Annotated in this window: 1 tRNA gene; it reads right to left on the bottom strand. The window is 38.9% G+C overall.

Features of this window, described 5'->3' with window-relative positions:
• Nucleotides 1-161: 161 nt before the first annotated feature.
• Nucleotides 162-238: transfer RNA gene (locus tag ACSLUR_RS19180), tRNA-Ile, on the bottom strand.
• Nucleotides 239-244: the final 6 nt, after the last annotated feature.

Below are 244 nucleotides of genomic sequence, written 5' to 3'. Positions count from 1 at the left end.
TAAAACAAGAAATATATTCGGGATATATATCAGCTTTCCAAATTGTTAAAGAACTTCAAATCAGCGCGCATTCGGCTCATTTGTGGTTAAAAAAACCAAATTAAAATTTACTGGAACAGCAATCTTTAATTTGGTCTCTTTTACGAAGCTTTTTCTTGTGTTGGTAGGTCTGGGCAGACTTGAACTGCCGACCTCACCCTTATCAGGGGTGCGCTCTAACCAGCTGAGCTACAGACCTAAATCA

This window comes from Thalassotalea montiporae (assembly GCF_053485855.1).
This window is presented reverse-complemented; position numbering and strand designations above follow the sequence as displayed.